This is a genomic window from Sphingomonas plantiphila (assembly GCF_046000505.1).
GTDB lineage: Bacteria > Pseudomonadota > Alphaproteobacteria > Sphingomonadales > Sphingomonadaceae > Sphingomonas > Sphingomonas plantiphila.
In genome coordinates, this window is record NZ_JBELQC010000001.1 from 645,312 (window position 1) to 667,840 (window position 22,529).

31 protein-coding genes are annotated in these 22,529 nt (G+C 68.8%); 10 read left to right on the forward strand and 21 right to left on the reverse strand.

The genetic code is table 11. From position 1 onward, the window contains the following. Positions 1-9: 9 nt before the first annotated feature. The 4 genes from ABS767_RS02980 to infA are packed head-to-tail and all read right to left on the reverse strand — an operon-like array spanning position 10 to position 1,909. Positions 10-183, reverse strand: a complete 174-nt coding sequence (locus tag ABS767_RS02980) for a DNA gyrase inhibitor YacG (protein ID WP_408076879.1) — start codon at positions 181-183, stop codon at positions 10-12. Next, on the reverse strand, positions 180-1,118 hold the full coding sequence (locus ABS767_RS02985; RefSeq protein ID WP_408076880.1) for a ribonuclease: 939 nt from the start codon (positions 1,116-1,118) through the stop codon (positions 180-182). The genes ABS767_RS02980 and ABS767_RS02985 overlap by 4 nt, the downstream gene beginning before the upstream one ends. Further along, the gene (locus ABS767_RS02990) at positions 1,111-1,680 is read right to left on the reverse strand and encodes a Maf family protein (RefSeq protein ID WP_408076881.1); all 570 of its coding nucleotides are present in this window, start codon (positions 1,678-1,680) and stop codon (positions 1,111-1,113) included. The genes ABS767_RS02985 and ABS767_RS02990 overlap by 8 nt, the downstream gene beginning before the upstream one ends. 10 nt (positions 1,681-1,690) lie before the next feature. Then, positions 1,691-1,909 carry a translation initiation factor IF-1 gene (infA, locus tag ABS767_RS02995; protein WP_066578926.1) on the reverse strand — a complete coding sequence of 73 codons (219 nt, stop codon included), beginning with the start codon at positions 1,907-1,909 and terminating at the stop codon, positions 1,691-1,693. A 169-nt stretch (positions 1,910-2,078) separates the two neighbouring features. On the opposite strand from infA, the gene ABS767_RS03000 reads away from it, so the two are divergent. From ABS767_RS03000 to ABS767_RS03030, 7 genes are all read left to right on the forward strand, one after another. Further along, positions 2,079-2,654 carry a NifU family protein gene (locus tag ABS767_RS03000; RefSeq protein ID WP_408076882.1) on the forward strand — a complete coding sequence of 192 codons (576 nt, stop codon included), beginning with the start codon at positions 2,079-2,081 and terminating at the stop codon, positions 2,652-2,654. Then, on the forward strand, positions 2,654-3,247 hold the full coding sequence (locus ABS767_RS03005) for a malonic semialdehyde reductase (protein ID WP_408076883.1): 594 nt from the start codon (positions 2,654-2,656) through the stop codon (positions 3,245-3,247). The genes ABS767_RS03000 and ABS767_RS03005 overlap by 1 nt, the downstream gene beginning before the upstream one ends. Beyond that, complete coding sequence (tsaB, locus tag ABS767_RS03010) at positions 3,240-3,863, forward strand: tRNA (adenosine(37)-N6)-threonylcarbamoyltransferase complex dimerization subunit type 1 TsaB (RefSeq protein WP_408076884.1); 624 nt, start codon at positions 3,240-3,242, stop codon at positions 3,861-3,863. The genes ABS767_RS03005 and tsaB overlap by 8 nt, the downstream gene beginning before the upstream one ends. Further along, entirely contained in the window at positions 3,860-4,336 is a 477-nt protein-coding gene (gene rimI / locus ABS767_RS03015) for a ribosomal protein S18-alanine N-acetyltransferase (RefSeq protein WP_408076885.1), read from the forward strand. The genes tsaB and rimI overlap by 4 nt, the downstream gene beginning before the upstream one ends. A gap of 107 nt (positions 4,337-4,443) precedes the next feature. Next, a complete protein-coding gene (locus ABS767_RS03020) occupies positions 4,444-4,860 on the forward strand; it encodes a MucR family transcriptional regulator (RefSeq protein ID WP_408076886.1) in 417 nt (138 codons plus the stop codon). Positions 4,861-4,984: 124 nt separating this feature from the next. Then, positions 4,985-5,407 (forward strand): Fur family transcriptional regulator, encoded by a 423-nt coding sequence (locus ABS767_RS03025; protein WP_408076887.1) that lies wholly within the window; start codon positions 4,985-4,987, stop codon positions 5,405-5,407. Between the two features lie 4 nt (positions 5,408-5,411). Then, complete coding sequence (locus ABS767_RS03030; protein WP_408076888.1) at positions 5,412-6,275, forward strand: lysophospholipid acyltransferase family protein; 864 nt, start codon at positions 5,412-5,414, stop codon at positions 6,273-6,275. Between the two features lie 9 nt (positions 6,276-6,284). Here the strand turns inward: ABS767_RS03030 and ABS767_RS03035 are convergent, their stop codons facing one another. Next, positions 6,285-6,515, reverse strand: coding sequence for a hypothetical protein (locus ABS767_RS03035; RefSeq protein WP_408076889.1), 231 nt, complete (start codon positions 6,513-6,515; stop codon positions 6,285-6,287). Between the two features lie 92 nt (positions 6,516-6,607). Here ABS767_RS03035 and ABS767_RS03040 point away from each other — a divergent pair, with 92 nt between their 5' ends. Then, on the forward strand, positions 6,608-8,425 hold the full coding sequence (locus ABS767_RS03040; protein WP_408076890.1) for an ABCB family ABC transporter ATP-binding protein/permease: 1,818 nt from the start codon (positions 6,608-6,610) through the stop codon (positions 8,423-8,425). 4 nt (positions 8,426-8,429) lie between these two features. Here the strand turns inward: ABS767_RS03040 and ABS767_RS03045 are convergent, their stop codons facing one another. Next, positions 8,430-8,585, reverse strand: a complete 156-nt coding sequence (locus tag ABS767_RS03045; RefSeq protein ID WP_408076891.1) for a hypothetical protein — start codon at positions 8,583-8,585, stop codon at positions 8,430-8,432. Beyond that, complete coding sequence (locus ABS767_RS03050) at positions 8,582-9,907, reverse strand: dihydroorotase (RefSeq protein WP_408076892.1); 1,326 nt, start codon at positions 9,905-9,907, stop codon at positions 8,582-8,584. Before ABS767_RS03050 ends, ABS767_RS03045 begins: the two co-directional genes overlap by 4 nt. Positions 9,908-9,951: 44 nt before the next feature. Here ABS767_RS03050 and ygfZ point away from each other — a divergent pair, with 44 nt between their 5' ends. Continuing rightward, on the forward strand, positions 9,952-10,677 hold the full coding sequence (gene ygfZ, locus ABS767_RS03055; protein ID WP_408076893.1) for a CAF17-like 4Fe-4S cluster assembly/insertion protein YgfZ: 726 nt from the start codon (positions 9,952-9,954) through the stop codon (positions 10,675-10,677). Here ygfZ and ABS767_RS03060 read toward each other — a convergent pair. The 6 genes from ABS767_RS03060 to ABS767_RS03085 all read right to left on the reverse strand — a co-directional run bounded on the left by ABS767_RS03060 (position 10,666) and on the right by ABS767_RS03085 (position 16,585). Then, positions 10,666-11,376 (reverse strand): phytanoyl-CoA dioxygenase family protein, encoded by a 711-nt coding sequence (locus ABS767_RS03060; RefSeq protein WP_408076894.1) that lies wholly within the window; start codon positions 11,374-11,376, stop codon positions 10,666-10,668. The genes ygfZ and ABS767_RS03060 overlap by 12 nt on opposite strands. A gap of 135 nt (positions 11,377-11,511) precedes the next feature. Further along, positions 11,512-12,636 (reverse strand): OmpA family protein, encoded by a 1,125-nt coding sequence (locus ABS767_RS03065; protein WP_408076895.1) that lies wholly within the window; start codon positions 12,634-12,636, stop codon positions 11,512-11,514. A 103-nt stretch (positions 12,637-12,739) separates the two neighbouring features. Further along, the gene (locus ABS767_RS03070; RefSeq protein WP_408076896.1) at positions 12,740-13,246 is read right to left on the reverse strand and encodes a DUF2793 domain-containing protein; all 507 of its coding nucleotides are present in this window, start codon (positions 13,244-13,246) and stop codon (positions 12,740-12,742) included. 3 nt (positions 13,247-13,249) lie between these two features. Continuing rightward, the gene (locus ABS767_RS03075) at positions 13,250-15,409 is read right to left on the reverse strand and encodes a phage tail protein (RefSeq protein ID WP_408076897.1); all 2,160 of its coding nucleotides are present in this window, start codon (positions 15,407-15,409) and stop codon (positions 13,250-13,252) included. 1 nt (position 15,410) lies between these two features. After that, positions 15,411-15,782, reverse strand: coding sequence for an NlpC/P60 family protein (locus tag ABS767_RS03080; protein ID WP_408076898.1), 372 nt, complete (start codon positions 15,780-15,782; stop codon positions 15,411-15,413). Continuing rightward, positions 15,779-16,585 (reverse strand): DUF2163 domain-containing protein, encoded by an 807-nt coding sequence (locus tag ABS767_RS03085; RefSeq protein ID WP_408076899.1) that lies wholly within the window; start codon positions 16,583-16,585, stop codon positions 15,779-15,781. Before ABS767_RS03085 ends, ABS767_RS03080 begins: the two co-directional genes overlap by 4 nt. A 134-nt stretch (positions 16,586-16,719) precedes the next feature. Between ABS767_RS03085 and ABS767_RS03090 the strand changes: the two genes are divergently transcribed. Continuing rightward, positions 16,720-17,127 carry a hypothetical protein gene (locus ABS767_RS03090; RefSeq protein WP_408076900.1) on the forward strand — a complete coding sequence of 136 codons (408 nt, stop codon included), beginning with the start codon at positions 16,720-16,722 and terminating at the stop codon, positions 17,125-17,127. On the opposite strand, the gene ABS767_RS03095 is transcribed toward ABS767_RS03090, so the two are convergent. The 8 genes from ABS767_RS03095 to ABS767_RS03130 form a co-directional block, all read right to left on the reverse strand. After that, positions 17,124-19,430 carry a DUF2460 domain-containing protein gene (locus ABS767_RS03095; protein WP_408076901.1) on the reverse strand — a complete coding sequence of 769 codons (2,307 nt, stop codon included), beginning with the start codon at positions 19,428-19,430 and terminating at the stop codon, positions 17,124-17,126. The genes ABS767_RS03090 and ABS767_RS03095 overlap by 4 nt on opposite strands. Positions 19,431-19,807: 377 nt before the next feature. After that, complete coding sequence (locus tag ABS767_RS03100; protein WP_408076902.1) at positions 19,808-20,362, reverse strand: tail tape measure protein; 555 nt, start codon at positions 20,360-20,362, stop codon at positions 19,808-19,810. Continuing rightward, entirely contained in the window at positions 20,355-20,570 is a 216-nt protein-coding gene (locus ABS767_RS03105) for a phage tail assembly chaperone (protein ID WP_408076903.1), read from the reverse strand. The genes ABS767_RS03100 and ABS767_RS03105 overlap by 8 nt, the downstream gene beginning before the upstream one ends. Beyond that, entirely contained in the window at positions 20,567-20,875 is a 309-nt protein-coding gene (locus tag ABS767_RS03110; RefSeq protein ID WP_408076904.1) for a GTA-gp10 family protein, read from the reverse strand. Before ABS767_RS03110 ends, ABS767_RS03105 begins: the two co-directional genes overlap by 4 nt. Continuing rightward, entirely contained in the window at positions 20,872-21,279 is a 408-nt protein-coding gene (locus tag ABS767_RS03115) for a phage major tail protein, TP901-1 family (protein WP_408076905.1), read from the reverse strand. The genes ABS767_RS03110 and ABS767_RS03115 overlap by 4 nt, the downstream gene beginning before the upstream one ends. A gap of 108 nt (positions 21,280-21,387) precedes the next feature. Then, positions 21,388-21,774, reverse strand: a complete 387-nt coding sequence (locus ABS767_RS03120) for a DUF3168 domain-containing protein (RefSeq protein ID WP_408076906.1) — start codon at positions 21,772-21,774, stop codon at positions 21,388-21,390. Then, positions 21,771-21,974 (reverse strand): hypothetical protein, encoded by a 204-nt coding sequence (locus ABS767_RS03125; protein WP_408076907.1) that lies wholly within the window; start codon positions 21,972-21,974, stop codon positions 21,771-21,773. The genes ABS767_RS03120 and ABS767_RS03125 overlap by 4 nt, the downstream gene beginning before the upstream one ends. Further along, positions 21,971-22,510, reverse strand: a complete 540-nt coding sequence (locus ABS767_RS03130; protein WP_408076908.1) for a head-tail connector protein — start codon at positions 22,508-22,510, stop codon at positions 21,971-21,973. The genes ABS767_RS03125 and ABS767_RS03130 overlap by 4 nt, the downstream gene beginning before the upstream one ends. Positions 22,511-22,529: the final 19 nt, after the last annotated feature.

Sequence of the window (22,529 nt, forward strand, 5' to 3'; positions counted from 1 at the left end):
GGCGCGCTCTTAGTCGCGGTGTTCGTCGCTGTCCAGCCCGCTTTGCGCATCGGCGGGCGGGCCGGGGATGCGATAGCCCTCGCCCAGCCATTGCAGCAGGTCGCGGTCCTTGCAGCCGCGGCTGCAAAAGGGCTTGAAGTCGGGCGCGGCGGTGCGGCCGCAGATCGGGCAGTCGGTCTTCATCCTCGCTCCACGAAGCGTGTGTGGCCGCCGGTGCGGCGATGCAGCTGTGCGATCCAGTCGGGCTCGCGCTCCAGCCGCCGCAGCAGCGCCGGGGCCAGCATATGGGTATCGGGCGCGGGCGGGGGAAGGCGTTCGAGGCGGCGTAGCTCCGCGCGCACCGCCGCGCCCACCGGATCGGCGGCGATCAGCTCGGGCAGCGACATGCGCGTCTTGCGCCGGACGATCTGGAGGAAGCCGAAGCCGTTTACCGCGGTCCGCTCGAACGGCTGGGGCAGCGCGGCATCGATCGCCTCCGCCACGGCGTTGCGCGCGCTCTTGTTGGCAAGGGTGGGAAAATCGATGCCCACCGAGCCGGCGATGCCGAGCCGCTCCATCGCCGCGGCGACCGCATGGGCGGCGTCGATCGACAAGGGGCCGAGCGGCGGACCGCCGTCGACATCGAACAGGCTCATCGCCGGGGTGAGCGCAAGCCGCAGCGCCCCGGTCGCAAAGGCAATCTCCCCGGTGCGCGCTTCCTCCAGCACTTCCGACCAGCCCGCCTCCTCGAACGCATCGGGCTCGTGCGGATGGCAATGGCGCACCGGAAGCCCGTACGCGGTGATCCGCGCGATCAGGTCGGGGCCTCCAGCCAAGGGCTGGTCAAGGGCCGGGACTGCCTTGGCCAGCTTCATCCGGCTGCGCTCGGCGACGGGTTCGCGGACGATGCGGACGGCGAAGGTGGCCCCCTGCGTCACCCCCTTGGGCAGCGGGTCGCACAGCGCCTCGTCGCCATCGGGGAGCATCACCTTGCCGGTGTTGCGGTCGATCAGCTTTGCCGGGGCGACGGTATCGGCGCGCAGTCCGGGCAGCTCGATCCGGGCCTTGCGGATGGTGCCGCGCGCGACCAGCGCGGCGCGGTTCTCGCCGATCCCGGCCTCGTAGAGCCATTCAGCCAAGCGGGTAGCCAGCGGCTTCGAGCAAGGCGCGCGTGTCGTAGAGCGGCAGGCCGACCACGCCCGAATACGTGCCGGAGATGAAGCGCACGAACGCCTCGGCCCGGCCCTGGATCGCATAGCCGCCAGCCTTGCCCAGCCCCTCGCCGCACGCGACGTAGCGGTCGATCTCGGCATCGCTCAGCCGCTTGAACGCGACGATCGTGTCGGACAGGCGCACGCGCGCACGGCCATCGAGGCCGATCAGGCATACCGCCGACAGGCAATGGTGGCGGCGCCCGGAAAGCTTGCCGAGCAGGTCACGCTGCACGGCTTCGGTGTCGGCGGGGGGCAGGATGCGGCGCCCCAGCGCGATGGTGGTGTCGCCGGCGAGGACGATTTCGTCGTCGCCGCGCGTCACCGCCCGCGCCTTCGCCTCGGCCAGCCGCAGCGCATAGACGCGCGGGAGCTCGCCCTTGAGCGGATTTTCGTCGATGTCTGGGGCCGCCACGGAATCGGGAACGACGCCGATCCGCGCCAGCAGGTCGCGGCGGCGCGGCGAAGTGGAGGCAAGCACGAGCCGCACCGGCCCGGCCTTATTTGAAGCGATAGGTGATGCGGCCCTTGGTCAGGTCATAGGGCGTCAGTTCGACGAGCACCTCGTCGCCGACCAGCACGCGGATGCGGTTCTTGCGCATCTTGCCGGCGGTATGGCCGAGAATCTCGTGATCATTCTCAAGCCGGACGCGGAACATCGCGTTGGGGAGAAGCTCCACAACACGCCCGCGCATTTCAAGCAGTTCTTCCTTGGCCAAACAAACCTCTTGGTACGGATCAGAAAAAGTCGCGGTGCCTTACTCTCCCTCGACACAAAAGAAAAGCATCTCGCTGGAGTTGGTTGCAGTTCGACGGCACCGGCCCGCGCAACCATGCGTTTCGCGTTCCTTGCTTGATGCGCCGCGCCCTTGCCCCCAAATGGGCGACATGCTGATCGAAACCGAACCGACGCCCAACCCGGCGACACTCAAATTCCTGCCCGGCAGGACCGTGATGGACACCGGCACGCGCGATTTCGCGACGCCCGAAGAGGCCGAGGTCTCGCCGCTGGCGGATGCGCTGTTCGCGCTGGGCGACGTGACCGGCGTCTTCTTCGGCCGCGACTTCATCTCGGTCACCGCCGCGCCCGGCGTCGATTGGCCCAGCCTGAAGCCGGACGTGCTCGGCATCCTGCTCGACCATTTCAGCGCCAACATGCCGCTGTTTCGCCAGGGCAGCGCGGCGGGCTTCAGCGTTCCGCCGGCCGAGGGCGATTTCGGCGACGATCCCGAGGATGCGGACATCGTCACGCAGATCAAGGAGCTGATCGAGACGCGGGTCCGGCCCGCCGTCGCCAATGACGGCGGCGACATCGTCTATCGCGGCTTCGACAAGGGCAAGGTGTTCCTGCAGATGCAGGGCGCCTGCGCCGGCTGCCCCTCCTCCACCGCCACGCTCAAGAACGGGATCGAGCAATTGCTCAAACACTATGTCCCCGAAGTCACCGAAGTGCGGGCAGTCTGATGGGAAAGCCGCTCGACGACGCCGCGCTCGACACGCTGTTCCGCACCGCGCGCACCTATAACGGCTATCTGCCGGGCGAAGTGACCCCGGCGGATATCGAGGCGATCTACGCACTGGTGAAGATGGGGCCGACCTCCGCCAACCAGCATCCCGGGCGCTTCGTGTGGTGCCTGTCGCAGGAGGCGAAGGACAAGCTCGCCGAGTGCGCCACCGGCACCAATCCCGACAAGATCCGCAAGGCGCCCGCCGCAGTCGTGATCGGCATGGACCTCAATTTCCATGAGGAACTGCCCTGGCTGTTCCCCCATACCGACGCGAAGAGCTGGTTCGAAGGGGACCCGGAGAAGCGCCGCGAGCACGCCTTCCGCAATTCTTCGCTCCAGGGCGCCTATTTCCTGATGGCGGCGCGTGCGCTGGGCTGGGACACCGGCCCGATGTCCGGGTTCGACCCCGCCAAGGTCGAGGCCGCATTCTTTGCGGACCAGCCGAACGTGCGGGTGAATTTCATCTCGACCTTCGGCAAGGGCGACCCGGCCAGCATTTTCGACCGCTCGCCGCGCCCCGATTTCGGGAAGTTCAACAGGATTGACTAGAAGCCTGGTCATCGAGACCGCGACGGCGGCCTGTTCGGTCGCGCTGATCGGCGATGACACGATCCTTGCCGAGCGGCATGAAGAAGTCGGTCGCGGCCATGCCGAACGGCTGATCCCGATGATCGCCGAACTGCCCGACGGTGGCCGCGCCGATCGGATTCTGGTCGATTGCGGCCCGGGCAGCTTCACCGGGATCCGCGTCGGCATCGCCGCCGCGCGCGGGCTGGCGCTGGGATGGAACGTCGAAGTGGCGGGCTTCTCGTCGCTTCCGCTGATCGCCGCAGCGGCCTTCGCCGCCGATCCGGGTAGCGCCGAACTGGCGGTCGTACTCGAAGGCGGGCATGGTGAGGTCTTCATGGCCGCCTATGATCGTGATCTTGTGCCGACCTTCGCCTTCGCTTCGCTCAAGCCCGAAGCGGCGCTGGCGGCGCTCGGCGGGCGACCGGCGGTGGGCAATGGCGTACGGCATCTCGCCGCGCTCGATCCGGCGCTGGACCTGCGCCCCGCGCTGCCCCGCGCCGCCGATGCGATCCTGCTCCCCGCCACGCTGACGGCGCTGCCGCCGCGCCCGATTTACGGCCGCGCGCCCGACGCAAAGCCGCTCGCCGCCGCATGAGCACGGCGCCCTACCCGATCGAGATCGTCCAGGGAAGTCCGGCCGACCTGCCGCATGTCAATGCGATCATGGCCGAGGCGTTCGATCCCCGGTTCGGCGAGGCATGGACGCCCAGCCAGTGCCTGGGGATGCTCGCACTGCCCGGCGTATGGTTCGCGATCGCATGGGTGGACGATCAGCCGGCCGGCTTCGCGCTCGCCCGCGCCGTGCTGGACGAGGGCGAATTGCTGTTGCTGGCGATCCGGCCGAAGATGCGCAGGCGCGGAATAGGCACCGCGCTGCTGCGGACGATCGTTGCGCAGGCGCAAGATCGCGGTGCAACTCTTCTGCATCTCGAAGTGCGCAGCAACAATGATGCAGTTCGATTGTATCGATCCGAAGGTTTCGAAAAGATCGGTGAACGCCGCGATTACTATCGCGGACGGGATGGCAAATCATTCGACGCTCACACATTTTCCAAATCGATCGCGTAATTCGTCCCATTTGAGTAGAGCCGGGGCTTGAAAACCAGCCGTACAAGTTCGATAGCGCGCGGCAGCGGCCTGTAACTAGTACCTGCCGCGTATTCGAAAGGATCGAAATGGACTCCCAGAACGACATGCAGGAAACGCTGATCACGCTGACCGCAGACATCGTCGCGGCGCATGTCAGCAATAACAGCGTGGCGGTTTCGGACCTCCCGCTGCTGATCGGCAACGTTCACAGCGCGCTCGCCAATTTGGGCAGTGCGAAGCAGGAGCCGGAAGCGAAGAAACAGGAGCCTGCCGTTTCCATCCGCGCCTCGATCAAGCCCGACTATATCGTGTGCCTTGAGGACGGGAAGAAGCTCAAGATGCTCAAGCGGCATCTGATGACCCACTATCAGATGACCCCGGACGAATATCGCGCCAAGTGGAATCTTCCGGCAGACTATCCGATGGTCGCGCCGAACTATGCCGAACAGCGCCGGACACTGGCGAAGAAGATCGGCCTGGGCACGAAGCGCCGCAAGCGCTGAAGCCTGCAGGCACCTGAACGAATCCGACGCCGGGCCGGGGGACCTTCCCCTGGTCCGGCGTTCGTCATTCCGGCGGACCGCACTGGCCCTTTTCCCGTGACCGCGTACCCGCTACATCGGGTCCATGAACCGTAAGATCGATCTTGAAGCGCTGTGCCACGAAAAGGGCCTGCGCATTACCGAACAGCGCAAGGTGATCGCGCGTGTCCTGTCCGAGGCGGACGACCATCCCGATGTCGAAAAGGTCTATGCCCGCGCATCCGCGATCGATCCGGGCATTTCGATCGCCACGGTCTATCGCACGGTGCGATTGTTCGAAGAGGCGGGCATCCTCGATCGCCACGATTTCGGCGACGGCCGCGCGCGCTACGAGCCGGCGCCCGAGGCGCATCACGACCATCTGATCGATGTCGAGACGGGCAAGGTGATCGAATTCGTCGATCCCGAGCTTGAACTGCTGCAAAAGCAGATCGCGGAACGACTGGGCTATCGCCTCGTCGATCACCGCATGGAATTGTACGGCGTCGCGCTGGACCGCAAAAACTGAGGCGATGGCGACCGGCGTCGATCCCCGGCGCCTGGACGCCGCACGCGGTCTTCCGACGCAGCTGACGGCGGCGGAGACGTTCCGGTTCTGGCGCAGGGTCGCGCTTTTGCTGCTCGCCGTGCTCACGCATGTGCCGATGCACTATCTCTGGCGGCTGCTGCGCCTGCCCTCGCCCTGGCCGCGCTGGTTTCTGGGCCGCGCCGGGCGCATCGCCGGGGCGCGGGTGCAGGTCGTGGGGACGCCGCTGCGGCGCGATGTGTTCTACGTCTCCAACCATCTGTCGTGGATCGACATCCTCGCGCTCGGCGGCGCGAGCGGGACCGCGTTCGTCGCCAAGGCGGAGATCGGCGCGTCGCCGGTGGTCGGCTGGCTCGCCGGCCTAAACCGGACCGTCTACGTCAAGCGTGAGAACCGCATGGGCGTCGCCGAACAGATCAACGCGCTACGCCTTGCGCTCGAGGAAAACTGGGCGATTACCGTGTTCCCCGAAGGAACCACCACCGACGGAAAGTCGCTGCTCCCGTTCAAGACGCCGATGCTGCGCGTGCTCGAACCCCCGCCGCCCGGCGTGATGGTTCAGCCCGTGCTGCTCGACTATGGCGATGTCGGGGAAGAGATCGGCTGGGTGGGCGACGAAGGCGGGGTGAACAATGCGCGTCGCATTCTCGCCCGGAAAGGCAGTTTTCCGCTGCGGATCCACTATCTCGAACCGTTCGACCCGCGCGACTTTCCCGGTCGCAAGGCGATCGCTGCGGAAAGCAGGCGGCGGATCGAAGTAGCGCTGATTGCGACGCTGAGTGCGCCGTTGCGGCCGTTCGCCTGGGCGGTCGGGCAGGTCGGTTACCCCGGCTCGGAAACGGACGCCTAGCCTTACAGATCAATAGTGGCGCGGCTTGGCCTCGTTGCGCGCCATCTGCTCGCCGCGACGCTGGCATGTCGCAGCGATGGTGGGGAAGGAAAGGTCGGTGTGACGGGGCAGGACCTCCGCCATCGCCGCCTGGCATTGCGCCGCGCTCTGATACCGGACTGGCTCGATTCGCGCTTGCTGGCATTGATCCTGAAGATCGCCGCAGCCCATGATCGCCATTACGAAGAAAACCGGTTCCATCTGTATCGCTCCTCGTTTTTGTTAACGATTGGCGACGCCGGTTTGTTTCATGCAGCGTTGATTCGGCGGGTGCGCGGCCCCAGATTACGCGGATGCCTCCCGATACCGCGCCCGTCGGCGGCGAACGTCCCATGTTCGCGACGCTACGACGGTTCCTTCCCTATCTCTGGCCTGCCAGCGCGCCGGGGTTGAAGGCGCGCATCGTCGGTGCGCTGTGCCTCGTGCTGCTGTCGAAGGTCGTGCAGGTCTATGGCGCGGCCTATGCGTTGAAGGCGGCGGTGGACGCCATGGCGATCGGCGAGCGCGGGGCGGTGACCTTGGTCATCCTGATGGTGGTCGGCTATGCCGCGGCCCGCCTGTTCACCACCGTGTTCGACAATCTGCGCAACACCGTGTTCGAAAAGGTGGGGCAGGACGCGACGCGCAATCTTGCCATCGTCACCTTCCGCCACCTGCACCAGCTCTCGCTGCGCTTTCACCTGGAGCGCCGCACGGGGGCGGTGACCAAGGTGGTGGAGCGGGGCACCAAGAGCATCGATTCGATGCTCTACTTCCTGCTGTTCAACATCGCGCCGACGGTACTCGAACTCGGCATGGTGCTGCAGATCTTCGGCAGCAAGTTCGGCTGGTGGCTGGTCGCATCGACGCTGGCGATGGTGGTGATCTACATCGCCTTCACTCGCTGGGTGACCGACTGGCGCGCGAAGCTGCGCACGCGCATGAACGATCTCGACACCGGCGCGGTCGCGCACGCGGTCGACTCGCTGCTCAACTTCGAGACGGTGAAATATTTCAACGCCGAAAAGCGCGAGGCGGATCGCTATTCCGCAGCGGTCGAGGCCTATGCCAGCGCGGCGGTGAAGAGCGAGAATTCGCTCGCCTGGCTCAACATGGGCCAGTCGCTGATCACCAATGTGATGCTCGGCGCGGGGATGGCGGTGGTCGCCTGGGGCTGGTCCACCGGCAAATTCACGGCGGGCGATGTCGTGTTCGTCTCGACCCTGCTCAGCCAGCTGTTCCGCCCGCTCGACATGCTCGGCTGGGTCTATCGCACGATCCGGCAGGGCGTGATCGACATGGGCGCGATGTTCGACCTGATCGACACCGATGCCGAAGTGAAGGACGTCCCCGCCGCGCCGCCGCTGGTGGTCGATCGCGGCGAGGTTCGGTTCGAGGATGTTCGCTTCGGCTATGATCGGGATCGGGACATTCTGAAGGGCATCGATCTCGTCATCCGGCCTGGCCAGACGATCGCGATCGTTGGTCCCTCGGGTGCGGGCAAGTCGACGCTCGCACGCATTCTCTACCGTTTCTACGACCTGACCGGCGGGCGCGTGACGATCGACGGGCAGGACATCGCCCAGGTCACGCAGGCCTCGCTCCGCGCGCAGATCGGGATCGTCCCCCAGGATACCGTGCTGTTCAACGACACGATCGGCTACAATATCGGCTATGGCCGGGAGGGCGCACGCGCGGAGGACATCGCACGGGCCGCGCGTGGCGCAGCGATCGCCGGCTTCATCGAGAGCATGCCGGACGGCTACGACACCCGCGTCGGTGAACGCGGCCTCAAGCTGTCGGGTGGCGAGAAGCAGCGCGTCGCGATCGCCCGCACGCTGTTGAAGGATCCGCCGATCCTGATCCTCGACGAAGCGACCAGCGCGCTCGACTCCCGCACCGAGGCCGAGATCCTCGACACGCTGGAGGCGATCGAGCGCGGCCGCACCACCATCGTCATCGCCCACCGCCTGTCGACCGTGGTCAACGCCGACCGCATCGTCGTTCTGGAGGAAGGGCGGATCGTCGAACAGGGCACGCATGGCGAGCTGCTCGAGCTGCGCGGCACCTATGCCGAGATGTGGGCGCGGCAGCAGGCCGAGCGCGAGGCGGTCGCCGACGCGGCGGAATAGGTCGTCAGCCGAGGTACCACCAGATGGCGATCGCGACCGCCGCAACTGGAACGCCGACGCAGACCGCAAACGCGAACGCCCAGGCGGCCGGCTGTCCAAACCGCTCCTCGATCCGCTCCGCCAAGGCTTGAGCGAAATCGAGAAGTGCCGGGCCGATCACCCGAACTCGACCGCCTCGAACCGCACCGGTCGCCCGTGTGCGCTGTTCGCCAGCTGCCCGTCCCACATGACCTTGCGCCCGCGGATGATCGTGCCGATCGGCTTGCCGGTGAGCTGGTCCCCGGTGAAGGGCGACCAGCCGCAGCGCGACGCCAGCCAGCCTTCCTCCACCGTCCACTGCTTCTTCAAATCGACCACCGTGAAGTCCGCGTCATAGCCGGGCACGATCCGCCCCTTGCCGACCAGCCCGAACACCCGCTGCGGCCCCGCGCTGGTCAGGTCGATCAGCCGCTGGAGCGTCGTGCGCCCCTTGGCGACATGGTCGAGCAGCAGCGGCAGCAGCGTCTGCACCCCCGGCATCCCGCTCGGCGACGACGGATAGGGCTTCGCCTTTTCCTCGATCGTGTGTGGCGCATGGTCCGATCCCAGCACATCGGGCACGCCCTGGTTGAGCCAGTGCCACAGCCCGTCGCGATGCGCCGCCGAACGGATCGGCGGGTTCATCTGCGCATAGCTGCCAAGGCGCGGATAGGCGTCCTCCGCTGCCAGCGTCAGATGCTGCGGGGTCACTTCGCACGTCGCGATGTCCTTGTGCTGGCCGAGCAGTTCCAGCTCCGCCGGCGTCGTCACATGCAGCACATGGATGCGCCGCCGCGCCTCCCGCGCCAGCTTCAGGATGCGCCGCGTCGCCAGGATCGCGCTCTCGTCGTCGCGCCACACCGGATGGCTCGACGGATCGCCCGGCACCCGCTCGCCCTCGCGGTCGTTCATCCGGAACTCGTCCTCGGCATGGATCGCGACGCGGCGATGACCGCTCGCCAGCACGCGCGCCAGATTGGCGTCGTCCGAGACCAGTAGGTCGCCGGTCGACGCACCCATGAAGATCTTGACCCCCGCCGTGCCCGGCATCCGCTCCAGCTCGGCGAGGTGCTCGGCATTATTGTTGGTCGCGCCGACGTAAAAGGCATGGTCGCACCACATGCGATCCTTCGCGCGGGTGAGCTTGTCGTTCACCGCATCGGCGCTGTCGGTATTGGGCTTGGTGTTCGGCATTTCGAACACCGCGGTCACCCCGCCCAGCACCGCCGCGCGGCTGCCCGATTCCAGGTCTTCCTTCGCTTCCAGCCCCGGCTCACGGAAATGCACCTGGCTGTCGATCACGCCAGGCAGCACGTCGAGGCCCGTGCAATCGATCGTCTCGCCCGCATCGCCCGATGCGCCGATCGCCACGATCTTGCCGTCGCGCACCCCGACATCGACCTGCGCCGGGCCCGAGGGCAGATGCACCGTGCCACCGGTGAGCTTCAGATCGAACGTCGCCATCTCTGCCTCTTTCGCTTGCCTGTCCCGCCTCCTACCTGTTCGCCATGAGTGATGCCACCCTGCTCCCCGATCGCGCGCTTGTCCGCGTCTCCGGCGAAGATGTGCGCGGCTTCCTGCAAGGGCTGGTGACGCAGGATATGAACGCCGTGCGGCCCGCCGCGCCGCAATGGGCCGCACTCCTCACCCCGCAGGGCAAGGCGCTGTTCGACTTCATCCTGTGGGCGGACGATGCCGACGTGCTGATCGACTGCGAGGCGACCCAGCGCGATGCCCTGATCCGGCGCCTGTCCATCTATCGCCTCCGCCGACCGATCACGATCGAAGCGGTCGCGGGCGGTGTGCACTGGTCCGCGTCGCCCGGACAAGGCGATCCCGACCCCCGCCTAGCCGAACTCGGCTGGCGCTGGCTGGGTCAAGCGGAGGGCGACGCCGCGACCGGCTGGCGCGAACATCGGCTGCGGCTCGGTGTGACCGAGGGGGCGGACGAGTTGGGTCAGGACAAGACACTCTGGCTCGAATGCAATGCCGCCGAGCTGAACGGAGTCAGCTTCGGCAAGGGCTGCTATGTCGGCCAGGAAAATACCGCGCGGATGAACTGGCGGGCCAAGGTCAATCGCCGCCTCGTGGTGGCGCCGCTTACCGAGCCCGGCGACCGCACCCGTGCCAGCTATCCCGATCTCGGCCTGATGGTCGAGCATCGCCGGGTCGAGGCGTTGGGCGACGCGCTCATCCCTGGCTGGCTGGCGGACGCACTCGCGTCAGATGCCTGACCATTCCAGCCCGCCGGGCAGATCGAACGCCGCATAATCCACCTGCAGCACCCGTCGGCGCCGCGGTCGCACGGCCGCCTGCGATGCGTGCAGGATCGGCGTGGCATAGAACCAGATGTCCCCCGCCCGCGCCGTACAGGCGTCAATCCCGCAGTGTGCGACGACGGTGTCGATCGCCTCCTCGCGCACCACCCCGAAGCGGTGCGATCCCGGCGCGATCAGCAACGGCGCATTGTCTTCGGGGACATCGTCCAGGTGAATGCGGATCGTCACCATGCGCTCGAGAAATTCGAAGGGCGGCGCGACATGGAGCAGCCCGGACTTGATCGTCCATGCGCCGAATCCCGCGACGTCGCGGCGCTCCCGCACACAGAGTGTCCGGTCCTGATGCCAGGCGAGCGACCAGTTGGTCGCCGCACTCTTGTCGAACAGCACCGCGCGGACCGGTCGCGGCGACCCGCCGGTAAATCGTGCGACGTGCGATCCGATCGCACCGTCCGCTCCGAGCAGGGGGACGAGGCCCCGAATCTCATGAAGCCGCAAGCCGGGCTGGTCGGCGGGTAGCGGGGCGAGCGCCTGCCGAATGTCCCCGAGCACGGGCAGGGCCGAGCCGACGCTGCGTTGGGCGCCATGCGTGGCGAACCGCATCGGGTCGCGCGCATGTCCGGCGATCGACGAAGCAGGGGCGGAACCGATCATGCGCCCATTTGAGAGTCTGGCTGCGCATCGCGCAAGCACATCCGCCTCACGCTCGCCTGTGTGACACAAAGAAAAAGGGAGGCCGGTTTCCCGACCTCCCCAATTCTTGTCGATCCGTAGAACGGACCGCGCGGCTTACATGCCCGAGCCCGGACCGTAAGTGATTTCCACGCGGCGGTTCTGCAGTTCGCGCACGCCGTCGGCGGTGTCGACACGCGGACGGCTCTCGCCGAACGCTTCCGAGCTGATCACGCCATCGGCAATGCCGCGACCCGTCAGGTACGCACGGACCGAGTCCGCACGACGCTGCGAGAGGCCGACGTTGTAGCTGGCCGAGCCCGACTTGTCGGCGTGGCCGGCAAGCATAACCTGCGCGTTGCCGCAATCCTGATAGGCCGAGATGGCGTTGTCGAGGATGCCTGCGGCTTCCGGCGTGATGTCCGACTTGTCCCACTCGAAGAAGACAATGTACGGCCCCGGGGTGCACACCACCGGAGGCGGCGGAGGCGGAGGGGTCGGTGCCGGCGGCGGAGGCGGCGGCGGCGGCGGCGGCGGGGGCGGCGGTTCAGCCGGCGCGCCGAAGTTGAACGTCACGCCACCCAGCAAGCTGTGCGTGCGCATGCCACCGTCGAACGTGCGGCCGGTCACGTCGACCAGACGAACGTTGTCCGCGTTGAAGAAGCGATACTTCAGCGTCACGTCGATGTTGTCGGTGATCGGCTGACGCAGACCGGCAATTGCCTGCCATGCGAAGACCGTGTCCGAATCGTCGAGGAACGCGCCGTTGGTGGTCATCGCATAGTCGGCCTTGACGCGGGCAACGCCCACACCGCCGCCGACAAAGCCCTGGATGCCGTCATCGTCGCCGAAGTCCAGCATGCCGTTGACCATGAAGCTCAGCGCACTGGTGGTGCCGCCGGCATAGTCAAAGGTGCCGGCGCCGATGTTCGAAAGAGCGCCACCAGGCGTGAAGAACGGCGTGGTCAGCGAGGACGCATAGGTATCGACGGTCGCACGACGATAGCTGACTTCGGCTTCGGCGCGGAACCCGCCGAAATCGTAGCCGATCGTGCCGCCGACATCCCAGCCGGTGTTCGAGTCAACGCGACCCGCGTCGCTCGTTGCACCAATGTCGTAATCGATATCTTCGACGATCATCGCGCCGCCTTCAACACCCACGTACCACGCGTCGTCGCGTGCGAGGGCGGGCGTGCTCAGAGCGGTCGAAGCAAGTGCCAGAGTTATGGCCAGCTTCCGCATCATATTCCCCTTTCTTAGGTTGCCACTTCGGACAGCGCTAACTTCCTAACCCTTGGAAAGTTTCCGCGCAAGCGAACAAAATCCGGGGACTGTTGCCGTAACGTCACAGTTCGGTGCCAGCGATCAGCCCGTGCGCGCGCAGCGCATCCAGCACCGCATTAATCGCCGTTCGCGCCTCCGCGTCAATAGTGGTGCCTGCATCGGGCGCAGGGATTGCCGCCAGACGCGGGCCCAGCACGCGGTTGCCGCCAATCTCCACGCGTTCGGCGACGACGGTTCCGATCTCCCATGCGCCATCGGCGAACCTTGCGGACAGCCCGGCGCTCTCCACCCAGACCGTCATTCCCGAAGTCGGCGGCAGGAACCGCCACCCGCCCTCCGTCCAGGCGGCGATCTCCGACTCGTGCCCGCTCCATGCATCGAGCGGGGCCGTGCCGATGACCCACGCCGCGCCCGCTTGCGGGTCGATCGGCGGCGCATCGAGCGCGATTGCCTTCACGCCCGCGTGCAGCAGGATATCGATGATCGTCAGTGCCTCATTGTGGAACATTTCCTTCTGCGCCTGCCCCGCATGCAGCATGGGCAGCGCGAATCGCGCGCTGTGGTTCATCGCTCACTCCGGTTCGTTATCGAGGACAAGGATCGCGGCCGGCGACAGGCCCAGATCGCCTGCCTGCCTGACCTCGATGGTGAGGGCGCCGGTTCCGACCCCCTCGGACGGCAGAATCAGTTCCGGCAGGTCGGCCGAAACCAGCTGATCGGGCAGGCCGGCACGGCGAATGCGGATCTGATAGCGCTCGACGCTTTCGCCCAACGGCGCGTCGCTGCCGTCGCTCCACCGCCATCCGATCCGGCTCCGGCGCGTCCAGCGCAGCCTGCGCCCGCCGTCCGGCATGGGCACGGCATGCAGCGCCACCGGGGCGGGCGGCGTCACCGAACGGCCGGTGACGCTGGCCTGCGTCTCGACCGCTTCCGGATCGCCGACACCCGTCGCCATGACGGTCAGCGTGGCGCCGATGCCCGCAAGTCCATCCAGTGCCATGATCGCGCCCGCCTCGATCAACACGAACCGATCGCCGGAACGCCCGGTCCCGATCGCATCCTCGGTCCCGCGTCGACCGCGCCACAGTCCGGTCAGCGCCCATTGCCCGCCGCCAAGCGGCTCGGCCTGCGCGAACTGGATCAGCTCGTCGCCGACCAGCGCCAGATTGGTACCCGACGCCAGCGCCTCCGGATCGGCGTCGCCGAGCGCCATCTCCTCGTGCGCGAGCGCCACGACCAATCGTGAGCGGCGATCCGCGATTGCCGCACTCGCCGCTCCCGCCGGGGTCACCACGGCGCCGATCACGGCGGGCTGCGCGGTCGCTCCCGCCGGTTCCCAACGTGCGCCGCCATCGCTGCTCGTCGCCAGGACGGCCTTGCGCCAGCCGGGTGCGTCGCCGCTTGCGGCAACCAGCACCCGCGGCGCGCTCAATGCGCCATCGGTAAGCGGCGGAAGCTCGAACGCGTGCACAATCGTCCGCCCCTGTGCCACGTCGGGCGCCCCGATCACCCTCCCCGGAACCGCGGGCGCCGCCAGCGCGGCAGGCGCGAGCGGCGCCAGCTGAAGCTGCACCCCACCGGCCTCGATCCGCGTCTCGACCACCCGCCAGCGCCCGCTTTCCCCGTCGATCGCCACGCGCGCGCCGGGTACGATCGCCAGCCCCTCCCACCCCGTCGCCACCGTGCGCAGCGTGCGATCCGCATCGGCGCGGGACAGCGCTGCGTGCGCCAGCTGCTTGGCGTGCGATGCCGACAGGGCTGCGGGCAGCTCGATCCGCAGCTCGCGGTCCTGCCCCCCGCCCCAGCTCGCGCGCTGGACCCCCGCCTGATAGTCGCGCGCGGGATCGTAATGACTGAGCGTCACGGTGCGCGGCGCGCGATCCGGCGTTGCGATGCTCCTGCGCTCTTGCCCGCGCGCGTCTGCGCCGCGGTCGCGTACCGGGATCGACGCCCCGTCCCCCGCCGCCATCGCAAGTCGTCCGTCGGCGATCACCGGCCACGCGCCGCATGCCTGTGCCAGCGGCTCCACCACCGCGCGCACCGATCCGCCATAGGCCGAGAACCCGCCGATCGCCGGCCCGCCCTCGCCCGCCAGCACCGCCCCGCGCGAGACCTGCTCGATCACTGCGCCCGCGCTCACCGGCCCGGTATCGGCGGTCACCTCGAAGGTCAGGGAGGGGATGCGGTTGCCATAGTCGGCGAGTTCCAGATCCTCGAACACCGCATAGGCGATCCCGCGATGCGCGGGCGCGAGCGCGATGCCCTCCGCCGAAGCGATCAGCGGATCGACCGCCTGGTCCTCGCCGCCCAAGTGCAGCCGGAACCCGGTCCGCGCCTTCCAGTCCCCCGCCGCCCCGCGCAACAGCTTGCCGTCCGCCCAGATCCGCCCGACCGACAGGATCGGCCGCGCCGACAGCGCCACCGCGAACGAGGCTGTATAGCTATAGCTGGTCACCGTCGGCCGTCCCTTGCCGCCCTCGCGCTGGCGATGCTCGACCAGGTCGGTCGCCCAGATCACGCTCCCCGCCACGCGCATCGTCCCGAACAGCTGCGGGATCGGCGTGCCATAGCTCGACGTCTGCAGCGCCAGCTCGGTCAGCCGCGGTCCCTCGCGCCCCTTGGGCTTGAACAGCAGCTCCCGGTCGACGCTCTGCCCGACCAGCCCGCCCAGCATCGCGCCGATCGGCCCGCCGAAAATCCCGCCGACCGTAGTCAGCACCAACGTCGCCATCTCAGTCCTCCCGCCGCCACCGCGCCAGCTCGGGCCAGGGCGGCGCCCCCGGCCGTTCGACCACGCGGCGCAGACCCGCATCGGCGTGGATCACGCCATCCTCGCTCGCGATTCCCAGATGCAGCTGCCCGGCGCCCGCGCGAAACAGCACCAGATCGCCCGGCCGCCCATCTTCGACGCGCACCAGCCCCGCCGCGCGCACCACTGCCTCGATCCGCTCCGCCGATCCCCCGCGCAGCGCATAGCCGCGCGGCACCTCTGCCCCATAGGCAAGCCCCGCCAGCCCGACACAATCCAGCCCGTGCGCGACATCACGCCCGTGCAGCCGGAACCGCGCCCCGATCGCGCCGCGCGCCCGCTCGATCGGACTCATGCCCCCGGATACCGTGTCAGCAGGTCGATTCCGGGCAGATAGGGCTCGCCGCGAAAATTCGCGGCATTGCCGAACCGCGCCGCACAGGTTGCGATCGACTTGTCGCCCCCCTCGCTAACCTCGACCAGCGCCCCCAGCGGATCGAACCGCGGCGGCCGCCGCAGCGTCACCTGCGCACCCGCCGACAGCGCGACCGTATCGCCCAGCCCGCAATTTGCCCCGCCCATCCAGCGCAGCCGACCGCCGCCCCAGCCACCGGCGACGGGTTCGGCGGTATCGAGGGTCAGCACCGCCCCGTCCGCCGCCAGCACTCGCGCCAGCACCCGCCGCCCCGCCATCGCGACGCGACACCGTTTGTCCCCCAGCTCCGCGCGGCACTCCGCCGACGTCGCCTCGACCACCGGCGCCTCCAGCGCTGCCGCCACCCCGCGCAGCTCCGCAGTCAGCGTCCCGTCGCGCAGCTCGACCGCACCGATCGTCCCCTCGCCCAGCGGCACCGGCTCCACCGGATCGCTCCAGTCGACCGCGAACAGCACCACCCGCGCGCCGTCCCAGCGCCCGGCGAGCAGATCACGCTCCCCGATCGCCGCCCCGCTCAGCGCGCCGGTCACGTCCATGCTGTCGGCATCGAACCCCGCGCTGCGCCGCACCGCCGACGGCGTCATCCCCGGCGCCGCGCGATAGCGAAATCCCTCGATCTCCAGGTCGCGATCATGCGCCGTCAGCCCGATCGCCACCCCATCCCGCCGCTCGATCCGCCAGCAATAGGCGATCGTGGCAAGGGGTTCGGCAAGCCAATCCATACCGCCTCCAATCTTGTAGAATTTGTCAGCCCGGCCTCGTGCCGGGGTCCACCGCGCCGCCAGCGCACCCATGGCGGTCCAGCCATATTGGGAACGCGATTGCCGCGCTCGCGCGTCCGATCTAGCAATCGGCAATGCGCCGCATCCGCCCCACCATCCTGCTAGCCAGCATAATGGTGGCAGCATGCGCACCAGCCGAGCCACCGCGCGCCTGCACGCCGCCCCGCGCCTCCTGGGGCGAACCGCATCCGCACGGACTTATGGCGGCATCCGTGGTCGTGACCCTCGACCGCAACGACAAGACCTATTGGATGGGCAAACCCGCTTCGGCAGCGAAAATCACCGAATATCTTCGCACGGCGTACCAGCTGAGCCCGCAGCCCCCCGTGCAATTCGAGGTGGAAATGGGGGCAAGCTGCAAGCGCCTCGATGAACTCCGTTCGCTCATCGAACGCGAATATCGCTGCGGCGGCGATGGCCATTGTGACGAAGGCAGCCGGACGATCGGAAACCTGCAACCGTCGAAAGGCCCAGTCACCTAGTCCTCCCGCACTTCCACCAACGGCACGCTCGGCGCCGCCCCCGCCAGGAAGGTCGCGCGGTTCACGCTCAGCGAATCCTCGGCAAAGCGCACCGGCACGTCGAAGCGGAACCCGGCGGTCACCACCACCCCCGCGTCCGGCGGCGCATCCAGCACGACCACGCCGCCCGCGCCGATCTCGAACGCCACCGTCTCCTCGCCGTCCAGCGCGACCCGCACGCTCCCCGCGACCGGTCGGGTGATCCGCCGCACCACGCCGCCATAATGCTTCACCAGCGCGAACGCCTGCCGCGCCCCGTCGCCGCCGCCGAGCAATTGGTCGCTCGCCCCCGGCTCGCCGCCATCGTTCGAGCAATCGTCGAACGGGTCGCGCAGCCGGAACGCCCGCGCCGGCCCCATCCGCGCGCGATAGAAGGCGAGCAGCCGCTGGATATCCTCCTCCCCGCGCACCCCCGGCCCGACGTCGTAGCGGGTGCGCGCCTGCGCCCAGGCGGCGTTGCGCGCCTCATGCCCGCCCGCGCTGGTCAGGATCGCGGTCGAGACTTCGGGCGCCACCTCCGCCTCGCGCCCCAGCGCGATCGGGAACAGCACATCGTCAAACGCCTGCATCTCTTCCTCCTGATCGAAATGGACGAACCCGTCGCGGATCACCTGCGGCAGCGCCCAGACGAACGTCGCCGCCACCCCGCGCCGCCGCGCTGCTTCCGCCGCCGCGGCAATCCCGCGCCACTGCTGCGCATCCTCCGGGTTCAGCACGAACCCCGCGAAATAATGCTGTCGCGCGACCGGATAGCCGAGCCGCTCCTGCGCCAGCGCCACCCCGCGCGCGCTCGCCACGGCGTTTCCCGCCGCCGCCCAGTCATAATCCTCGAGCTGCAGCACATCGAAGGCGGGCGACGCCCAGCCAACCGGCAGATTCGCGCGCTTGAGCTCGGGCGCCGCACGATCCAGCACCGTAGGGAGGTAGGCGAGCAACAGCGTCACCGCGTCCGGCGCCACCGCCCGCACCGCCGCACATAGCGCGGCCGTCGATGCCGCGAGCAACGCCCCCGCCGCATCCAGCACCGCGCTGTCGGGCGCGCCGCGCACATTCTGCTCGGGCGGATCGCCGAGCGCCGCACGCGCCGCATCGTCGTGGATGCACAGGCGGCCATCGGCCATCACCCACCACCACGGCTCGCCGACCTGGAATTTCACGGCCAGCCCGGCAGCGTGGGCAATCCCGACGAAAGCCCCCGCCGCCGTGCGCAGATAGTTCATCGCGCCCCCATGCGCGGGGGAAAGCAGCGCAGACGGCGGCTCCCATCCGGTCAGCGCCGGCGACCCGTCCTGCGCGCGCTGCTTCCAGTCGTTCCAGCAATGCGCATCGAACAGCTCGTAGGACAGCGACCAGATCACGCCGAAGCCTTGTCGCTTCGCCCGCACCGCGAAATCCGCATGCCACGCCGCGCACGGCGCGTTGAGCACCCCGCCGGCAAGGCTGACATAATAGCCTCCGCCCAGCGGCTCGAGCCGGAAATAATGGCTCATCCCGACATAGTGGACGATGTCCCCGCGATAGCCGAGCTGCAGCGCGTTGCGCAGCAGCCGCGCGGGCGTCAGGTGATAGCTGTCGTCATAGCCGCTGCAGATCGACAGCCCGTGCTCGGGCACCACGACATCGCCGATCGCCAGCACCGCGCCCGGCCCGGTGACCGCAACGTCGCTCAGCTCGACCCAGCCCTCGACCGGCGCCGCCAGCGGCGCGTCCGCCCCGCTATAGCCGGGCGGCACCAGGCTCACGAACATCCGGTCGACATCGCCCGCCCACACCGGGTCCGCCTCGCCCGGCAACAGGAAGCCGCCCGCCACGCTGGCGAAATCGATGGTAACGACGCAATCCTCCGCCGTCCCCTGCGCATAGTTCCACAACCGCACGTACCAGGCGCGCGCGGCGCCGCTCGCGTCGCGCCCTTCGATCGTAAGCACCGGGCCGTTGACCGCATCCAGCGCCAGCACCCCCGACGATCGCCAGCGAAAGCTGAGGCGGCACCCGCGATAATCACGGCTGGTCTCATAGGCGAGCAGCGGGTGGTCGTGCCGGTCCACGCTCTCCCAGATCAGCCCCGCCAGATCGTTTTGCCGGTAGAACACCGCATCGACGCGCAGCCCCTGTCCTGAGCCTGTCGAAGGGGCATCCGGCGCAGTCGTGACCACGCTCGCCATCATCGGTCGCGGAAAATTGACCGTCCAATAGGCAGGATCGAAGCGCGTCAGCACACCCGCCTCCTGCACGGTCCGCGCGCGCGCCAGCCAATAGGTCACAGCCTTCTCCTTGTGATAGGATTTGCCCGAATGGAGGTCCGATGTTGACCAGTCTGATTCTTCTCGCTGGCGCGTGCTCAGCGCCGACATGTCCCTCGCCGCAGGAACTGGCTGAGGCAGTAAGGGTCTGGCGCGAGATCGAGGCGCAAGAAAAGCTCAACCGGGACTGCTTGGAGTGCCTCAGGACCGCAAGTGCCATTCGGGCGACCCGGATATCGCGCGCGCATTGTCGTCCACCTGAAGAAGACGAGACCGCAGCGACATGCAGAATCTCTCTGTATTACCGCGGTCGCGGCACGCTTCACGCGATCGTGGAAGTCGTGAAAGAGGACGAAGAATGGAGCGTCCGCAGCGGACACACCATTTTCGAAAAATAGCTAATCTGCCCCGCTGAGCGCCGCCTTGACCGCCCGCGCCACTTGCCGGCTCGATTGCCGCAATGCCCCGGCCGCCGCCTCGCCGCCGCCCGGCGCATGGATCGTGATCGCCACCCGCACGTCGCGTCCGCCGCCCGGCATCGGCGCCTCGACCCGCCCGCTCGCGGTCGGCACGAACAGTTCCGGCCCGCGCTCGCCGACGACATAGGGCCGCCCCGGCGCCACCGGCCCGCCCGTCGCCCGCCCCGGCAGCCCGAACAGGCCGCCGATCAGCCCGGCCAGCCCCCCGCCGCCGAAGATCGACGCCAGCCCGCCGCGCACCGCCTCCGCGGCGATCTCGCTCAACATCTGGTTCGCCACGCGCTTCAGATCCTCGAACCCCAGCTTGCCGGTGCGCACCGCGCGCAGCAGCGCGGTCTCGATCCCGCGCCCCGCCCGGTCGGCCCCCGCCTGCAACGGCCCGTCGATCGCCCCGCGCATCTCCGCCACGTCGCGCGCGAACCCCTGCGTGTCGGCGCGGACGCTCACCACCAGCCGCTCGATTTCCTCATCCATCGGGATACGCCTCCATCAGCTTCGCGATCGTCGCGCGGTCGGGCGGCGCCACCGTCTCGCCCGTCACCGCGCGCACGAGCGCCATCAGTTCCGCCGGCGTCGCGCGCCAGAACGCCTCGGGCGCCCAGCCGAACGCCACCCCCGCCTGCCCCGCCAGCAGCGCGGCGCGGTCGGCGAAGCGCCCGCCCCGGGCCTGATCCGGGGTCATCGCCCCGCCAATATCTGCCCGATCAACACGCGCAGCGCCGGGGACGCCGCGGCCAGTCCCCCCGCCGCCACCCCCTCGCCGAACGCCGCGCGGGTCAGCCCCTCGGGCCGTTCCTTCAGGCAATGCCAGAACAGCGCGACCATCTCGCCCAGCGCCAGCCGCCCCTCCGCCGCGCGCTCGACCAGCGCGAACAACGGCCCCAGTTCCGCCTCCGCCGCGACCAGCGCGGCAAAGCTCGGGCGCAGCACCAGGCTTTCGCCCGCCACCCGGATCGCCGCCTCGCCGCGCGCGGGATTGGCACTCATGCCGACACCACCGGCCCGGAACTCTCCAGGCTCAGCGTGTAGCTGCGCTCCCCGTTGAAATCCCCGGCATAGTCCAGCCGCGTGACCAGGAACCGCCCGGTCATCGTCTCGCCGCTCTCGAAGCTCAGCCGATAGTCGTCGAGCGTCCCGGCCAGCGCGTTGCCCTTGATCCGCGTCTCCGCTGCGGAGCCGGTAAACACCCCCGCTGCCGACACGCTCACCGATCGCACCCCCGCGCCCGACAGCAATTCGCGCCATCCGCCCGAATCCTTCGACGTGATCGCCACCGCCTCGCCATTGACGCTCAGCTGCGTCGTGCGCAGCCCCGCCACCGTCGCATAGGCCACCGGCACCCCGCCATCGCCCACCTTGAGCAGGAACGCGCTTCCCTTCTCCACCGTCATATCTTGTCTCCTTGTTTGATTGCGGCACCGGCCCGCTCCCCCACCCGGCCACCCAGCGCCAGCATCCTATGGGTGGCCGGGTGGGGGAGCGGGCCGGTGCGGGACCAATCAGCTTTCCCGCAGCATCCGCACCCGAAAGTCGCTCGTCGCCACCCAGCCGTCGCCGCCGCGGACGATCCGGCTGCGCAGCAGCTGCAGCGCCACCACCCGCCACCCGCCGCCCAGATCCGCATCCATCGCCAGCAGCGCATCCTCCGCCGCACTTGTCAGCGCCCGCAGCCGCCCCGGCCGCTCGCCGCGGTCGACCAGCCCGATCGCGATCCGCCCCTCGCGCCCCGTCATGTCCTTGGTCGACCAGTCGCCCAGCAGCGGCTCGTCGACCACCGCATGCGGCAGCGCCGCGCGCGCCGGCGGCGCGTCGAACACGCGCACCCCCTCCAGCGCCGTCTCGAGCGCCGCGACACACGCCGCCTGCAGCGCCTCGCGCGCGCTCATCGGATCAGCCCCGCGATCCAGCGCAGCGCCGGCTCGCGCAGCATCCGCGCCACCGCCCCGCGCCCGGCGATCGTCACGCGGTCGCCATCCACCGCGACGCCCTCGCCCAGTTCGTCTTGCAGCGCCGCCGCAATCCGCTCGCGCGTCTGCACCGCCGCCCGCGCACCGATCCGCCGCGCCTTGGTCTCCAGCCCGCTCATGCCGCCCGCTCCCCGCTCAGCCGCATCCGCCGCCACGGCCGCCACAGCGCCGTCACCACCGCGGGCGGTTGCGCGCCCTTCGCCTCGAACAGATGCGCCGCCAGCAGCACCACCCCCTGCGCCACCGGCGGCGGCAACCCCGCCCAGTCGGTCGCCAGCCCCGCTTGATAGTCCACCGCGATCCGCCCCTCGCGCGCGCCAGTCATCCGTACCCAGCCCTCGCCCCGCGCATCGATGTCGATCGCATGGCCCTCCGCCGGCACCGGGGTCGCCACCCCGTCCTGTGCAAGCCACGCGACGCCGCTGATCGCCCGCACCGGCGCCTGGTCCAGCCGCTGCCACGCGCCGCGCGCCGCCAGCGTCTGGCGCAGCGATCGCACGATCAGCACCTGCCCGGTAAAGGCCTCGCACAGCCCCATCGCGCTCGCCGCATGCTGCGCGATCAGCGCGTCCTCGCTCGTCCCCACCGCGCGCAGATGCACCTTCACCGCGTCGCGCGCAGCCGCGATCGCGTCCGCCGGAATGCCAGCGTCCATCTCTTCTCTCCCGATTGTG

Excerpts from the sequence above, each read along its gene's own strand:
- ABS767_RS03060 (WP_408076894.1), bottom strand. The coding sequence starts at position 11,376 with ATGATCGGTTCCGCCCCTGCTTCGTCGATCGCCGGACATGCGCGCGAC.
- ABS767_RS03035 (WP_408076889.1), bottom strand. The coding sequence starts at position 6,515 with ATGGAACCGGTTTTCTTCGTAATGGCGATCATGGGCTGCGGCGATCTT.
- ABS767_RS03025 (WP_408076887.1), top strand. The coding sequence starts at position 4,985 with ATGAACCGTAAGATCGATCTTGAAGCGCTGTGCCACGAAAAGGGCCTG.
- rimI (WP_408076885.1), top strand. The coding sequence starts at position 3,860 with ATGAGCACGGCGCCCTACCCGATCGAGATCGTCCAGGGAAGTCCGGCC.
- ABS767_RS03000 (WP_408076882.1), top strand. The coding sequence starts at position 2,079 with ATGCTGATCGAAACCGAACCGACGCCCAACCCGGCGACACTCAAATTC.
- ABS767_RS03030 (WP_408076888.1), top strand. The coding sequence starts at position 5,412 with ATGGCGACCGGCGTCGATCCCCGGCGCCTGGACGCCGCACGCGGTCTT.
- ABS767_RS03040 (WP_408076890.1), top strand. The coding sequence starts at position 6,608 with ATGCCTCCCGATACCGCGCCCGTCGGCGGCGAACGTCCCATGTTCGCG.
- ABS767_RS03080 (WP_408076898.1), bottom strand. The coding sequence starts at position 15,782 with ATGAGTCCGATCGAGCGGGCGCGCGGCGCGATCGGGGCGCGGTTCCGG.
- ABS767_RS03110 (WP_408076904.1), bottom strand. The coding sequence starts at position 20,875 with ATGAGTGCCAATCCCGCGCGCGGCGAGGCGGCGATCCGGGTGGCGGGC.
- ABS767_RS03070 (WP_408076896.1), bottom strand. The coding sequence starts at position 13,246 with ATGAACCACAGCGCGCGATTCGCGCTGCCCATGCTGCATGCGGGGCAG.
- ABS767_RS03125 (WP_408076907.1), bottom strand. The coding sequence starts at position 21,974 with ATGAGCGGGCTGGAGACCAAGGCGCGGCGGATCGGTGCGCGGGCGGCG.
- ABS767_RS03105 (WP_408076903.1), bottom strand. The coding sequence starts at position 20,570 with ATGACCCCGGATCAGGCCCGGGGCGGGCGCTTCGCCGACCGCGCCGCG.
- ABS767_RS02980 (WP_408076879.1), bottom strand. The coding sequence starts at position 183 with ATGAAGACCGACTGCCCGATCTGCGGCCGCACCGCCGCGCCCGACTTC.
- ABS767_RS03115 (WP_408076905.1), bottom strand. The coding sequence starts at position 21,279 with ATGACGGTGGAGAAGGGAAGCGCGTTCCTGCTCAAGGTGGGCGATGGC.
- ABS767_RS03130 (WP_408076908.1), bottom strand. The coding sequence starts at position 22,510 with ATGGACGCTGGCATTCCGGCGGACGCGATCGCGGCTGCGCGCGACGCG.
- ABS767_RS03090 (WP_408076900.1), top strand. The coding sequence starts at position 16,720 with ATGCGCCGCATCCGCCCCACCATCCTGCTAGCCAGCATAATGGTGGCA.
- ABS767_RS03065 (WP_408076895.1), bottom strand. The coding sequence starts at position 12,636 with ATGCGGAAGCTGGCCATAACTCTGGCACTTGCTTCGACCGCTCTGAGC.
- ABS767_RS03085 (WP_408076899.1), bottom strand. The coding sequence starts at position 16,585 with ATGGATTGGCTTGCCGAACCCCTTGCCACGATCGCCTATTGCTGGCGG.
- ABS767_RS03100 (WP_408076902.1), bottom strand. The coding sequence starts at position 20,362 with ATGGATGAGGAAATCGAGCGGCTGGTGGTGAGCGTCCGCGCCGACACG.
- ygfZ (WP_408076893.1), top strand. The coding sequence starts at position 9,952 with ATGAGTGATGCCACCCTGCTCCCCGATCGCGCGCTTGTCCGCGTCTCC.
- ABS767_RS03075 (WP_408076897.1), bottom strand. The coding sequence starts at position 15,409 with ATGGCGACGTTGGTGCTGACTACGGTCGGCGGGATTTTCGGCGGGCCG.
- ABS767_RS03120 (WP_408076906.1), bottom strand. The coding sequence starts at position 21,774 with ATGAGCGCGCGCGAGGCGCTGCAGGCGGCGTGTGTCGCGGCGCTCGAG.
- ABS767_RS03020 (WP_408076886.1), top strand. The coding sequence starts at position 4,444 with ATGGACTCCCAGAACGACATGCAGGAAACGCTGATCACGCTGACCGCA.
- ABS767_RS03005 (WP_408076883.1), top strand. The coding sequence starts at position 2,654 with ATGGGAAAGCCGCTCGACGACGCCGCGCTCGACACGCTGTTCCGCACC.
- ABS767_RS03050 (WP_408076892.1), bottom strand. The coding sequence starts at position 9,907 with ATGGCGACGTTCGATCTGAAGCTCACCGGTGGCACGGTGCATCTGCCC.